4 protein-coding genes are annotated in these 3605 nt (G+C 77.7%); 1 reads left to right on the top strand and 3 read right to left on the bottom strand.

The window, feature by feature from the left end; translation table 11 throughout:
* A partial coding sequence (locus IDM29_RS17725) for a histidine kinase (RefSeq protein ID WP_188037756.1) occupies nt 1-1161 on the bottom strand: 1161 nt, incomplete at its 3' end.
* A 118-nt stretch (nt 1162-1279) separates the two neighbouring features.
* Between IDM29_RS17725 and IDM29_RS15640 the strand changes: the two genes are divergently transcribed.
* A complete protein-coding gene (locus IDM29_RS15640) occupies nt 1280-2020 on the top strand; it encodes a GAP family protein (protein WP_182112983.1) in 741 nt (246 codons plus the stop codon).
* A 54-nt stretch (nt 2021-2074) separates the two neighbouring features.
* Here IDM29_RS15640 and IDM29_RS15635 read toward each other — a convergent pair whose 3' ends face one another.
* Nucleotides 2075-2368 (bottom strand): hypothetical protein, encoded by a 294-nt coding sequence (locus IDM29_RS15635; RefSeq protein WP_182112982.1) that lies wholly within the window; start codon nt 2366-2368, stop codon nt 2075-2077.
* Nucleotide 2369: 1 nt separating this feature from the next.
* Nucleotides 2370-3437: a LacI family DNA-binding transcriptional regulator gene (locus tag IDM29_RS15630; protein ID WP_255491738.1), complete on the bottom strand. Its 1068-nt coding sequence runs from the start codon at nt 3435-3437 to the stop codon at nt 2370-2372.
* Nucleotides 3438-3605 lie beyond the last annotated feature (168 nt).

The raw sequence follows: 3605 nt of genomic DNA, 5'->3' as shown, positions 1-3605 counted from the left end.
GAGACGTCCGCCCACGCCCTCGGCGCGCTCCCGCATCGTGAGCAGGCCGAGCCCGCCGCCCGGCGCCCCGGTGCCGGCCGGAGCACGGCCGGCGGCGCGCGGCGGAGCGGCGGGGTTGGTGACGCTCAACCGCAGCCCGTCGCCGTCGAGCGCGAGGTCAACGCTCACCGACGGCGTCGCGGCGTGCTTCGCCGCGTTGGTCAGCGCCTCCTGCAGGATCCGGTAGGCGGCGTGGTCGACCGCTGACGGGAGCGCCGGGAGCGCGTCGGGCGCCGGGCCCGTCCACGCGACGTCCAACCCGGCGGCGCGGGCGGCGGCGACGAGGCGCGGCGCCTCCTGGAGCCGGGCGGGCGCCGGGGCCGGATCGTCACCGCCTCGCAGGAGCCCGATCATGGCGCGCATCTCCTGCAGGGACGTGACGCTCGCGGCGCGGACCGCCTCGAGCGCGGACCGGTCCCGCGCCGGGGCGCGGGGGTCGTCGGCCGGCAGGGCGAGCGCCGCCTCGGCGTGGATCGCGACGGCCGAGAGGTTCCCCGCGATCGCGTCGTGCAGGTCGCGCGCCATGCGCGCGCGCTCCTGCTCCACCGCGTCGGCCTCGCGCAGCGCGGCGAGGCGCGCGAGGTCGGCGGCGTGCTCCTGCGCGAGCACCGTGAGCTCGCTCTGCCGTCGCACCGCCAGGCCCCACCAGAGCGGCGTCCCGATGAGCGCGAACAGCTGCAGCGCCAGGAAGACCGTGAGCTGCACGTCGCGCGAGACCGCCAGGGCCGCGAGCCCGCCGCCCGCGATCGCGGCGACCGCGACCGTGCGGAGCCCGTCGACGCCCCGCGGGGACGTGTGCAGGGCGGCCGAGTAGAGCAGGTCGATGACGACGAGGAGCAGGGCGACGCTGCCGCCGAGCGCGATGTCGGCGCCGAACAGCACCGTGCCGACCGCGAGCGCGACCAGCGGGTGGCGCCGTTTGGCCAGCATGACGAGGCAGCCGAGCGCCAGGAGAGGGAGGTGGACCCACGGCGGCAGCCACGGGTCGCGCAGGTCGGTCCAGAGCTCGACCTGGACGACGACCAGGACGAGCCCCGCGAGGCCCGTGAGCACCGCGTCGCTCACGTCGCGCCCGCGCGGCGTGCCCCGCACGCGCGTGCGCCACCACTCGACCGCTCCCACGTCCTCATCCCAGCACAGGGGGGCGGGACAGCGGGTCCGACGAAGGATGCAGACGAGCCGTCCCGCGGTGCGGCGATCGGCCGACGCGCGCGGCGGGCGACGCGGCGAGGCTCCCCGCATGAGCCTTCCCGTCCTCGCCGGCCTCGCCGCGCTCGCCCTCGTCGACAGCACGAGCTTCGGCACCCTCCTCCTCCCCGTGTGGTTCCTGCTGACCCCCGGCCGCGTCCGCGTCGCGCGGCTGCTGGTCTTCCTCGGCACCGTCGTCGCCTTCTACTTCGCCGTCGGCCTCGCGCTGCTCGCGGGCGCCGACGTCCTCCTCGAGCGCGGCACCGAGCCGCTCGAGGGGACGGCCGCAACCACCGTGCAGCTCGTCCTGGGCGTCGGCCTGCTCGTCGGCTCGTTCTTCCTCGGCCCGCGCAAGGGCCCGGACGGCGAGCGGCGCCCGGCCGGGCGGGTCCTGCGCTGGCGCGAGCGCGTCATGACGGCCGACGGCGGCGCGTCGACCTACGGCTCCGTCGCGGTGCTCGCGCTCACGGCGACGCTGCTCGAGCTCGCGACGATGCTGCCCTACCTCGCCGCGACCGGGCTGATCGCGGCGTCGGGCGCGACGCCGCTCGAGCAGGGCGGGGTCCTGGCCGCCTACTGCCTCGTCATGGTCCTGCCGGCGCTCACGCTGCTCGCCCTGCGTCTGGTCGCGCACCGTCTCGTCGAGCGACCGCTGGCGCGGATCGGCGCGTGGATCGAGCGGACGGGCGCCGAGACGACGGCCTGGGTGGTCGGCATCGTCGGCTTCCTCCTGGCGCGCGACGCGGCCCCGCGCCTGCCCTGGCTCGCCGACATGCTGGGCGGGCTGGCATGACGGTCGGCTGACGCCCGGCCCGCTCCCCGCCGCGACCGCCGCGGTCAGCCGCGGTCAGCCGCGGACGGGGTACCAGCGGGGGCCGTAACGCCGCCCGACGTCGAGGGAGAGCACGTCGGCCAGCGGCTGCACGTGCGCCCGGACCGCACGCGCGACGCCCAGCGCGCGGTCGTCGTCATCGGCGGTGAACCGCACCGTGGCGCGGGCCTCGCGACCCACGACGCCGACGTCCCACGCCTCGACCTGGACCCGCGCGCGCGCGGCGGCGACGGCGGTCGGCAGCACCTGCGCGGGGTCGGTCCCGGGAGCGAGGCGCCCGACGGCGAGCACGGCGCGGTAGCTGGGCACGTCAGCGCGCGGACGGCGCGGGGCCGGTCGAGCGGCGCACGACGAGCTCGGGGACCAGGAGCTCGCGCCGCGGCTCGCCGCCGCCCCCGTTGCGCGCGCGCGCGATCGCGCCGGTGAGGACCTGCGCCGCCAGGCGGCCCTTCGCCGTCACGTCCTGGCGCAGCGTCGTCAGCGAGGGGCGCGTGCGGGTCGCGAGCGGCGCGTCGTCGAACCCGACGACGGAGACGTCCTCGGGCACGCGCAGGCCCAGGTCCCGCGCGGCGCGCAGGACGCCTGCCGCCATGACGTCGGAGAAGCACAGGACGGCCGTCGGACGGTCGTCGCCCTCGAGGAGCAGGGTCGCTCCCGCGTAGGCGTCCGCGTCGTCGTTGCGGTGCATCTGCACGGCCATCACGTGCGCCCCCGCGGGCTCGAGCGCCTCCAGCCAGCCCGCCACCCGCTCGGCGGCCACGTAGTTCGCGGCGCCCCCCGACGCGATCGACGCCGGGTCGCAGAGGCCGGACGGCTCGTCCCAGCGCCCCATCGTCAGGAGCCCGACGCGCCGGTGGCCCAGCCCGAGGACGTGCTCGGCGCCCTGGCGCGCGCCGCCCCGGTCGTCGAGGAGCACGGCGTCGGCGCCTCCGACGGGCGCCTGGTCGACGAAGACGAGCGGCAGCTTGCGCTTCTGCAGCCAGTGCAGCGCGGGCGTGTCCCCCGCGCACGAGTAGACGAGCGCGCCGTCGATCGGGACGTCGCGCGCCGGGATCGTGGCGGCGGACGTCTCCGACGGCAGGAGCGCGACGGCCATGCCCGTGGGCGCGAGCTCGTCAGCGAGCGCACCGAAGAACCCCGTCGCCGCATCGTCCTCGAACGCGGCGCTCACGGACTCGGTGAGGAGCACGCCGACGGCGCCCGTGGTGCCGCGCGCGAGGGCGCGGCCGGCGGGGTCGGGTCCGACGTAGCCGAGGTCGTCGGCCGCCGCGAGGATCCGCGCCCGCAGCTCGGCGGAGAGCTGGTCCGGCCGGGAGAACGCGTTGGACACGGTCATGCGGCTGACGCCGACGAGGTCGGCGACCGTCTGGAGCGTCACGCGGCCCACGGCGTCACCGCCCACCCCGACCGGCTCCGGCTCATACGGTCCAGGGTAGGCGGTGGGACCGGGCATCAGTGCGCGGTGAGGTGCGGGCCGCCGTCGTGCGCGTGCGGCGGCGCGACGGCGTCGGCCGCCCGGCGCAGCGCGGTCGCCAGGGCGGAGCGC

The sequence above is a fragment of the Actinotalea sp. JY-7885 genome (assembly GCF_014525465.1).
Taxonomy (GTDB): Bacteria; Actinomycetota; Actinomycetes; order Actinomycetales; family Cellulomonadaceae; genus Actinotalea.
This window is presented reverse-complemented; position numbering and strand designations above follow the sequence as displayed.

Coding starts and splice junctions, on each gene's coding strand:
- IDM29_RS15640 (WP_182112983.1), top strand. CDS start 1,280: ATGAGCCTTCCCGTCCTCGCCGGCCTCGCCGCGCTCGCCCTCGTCGAC.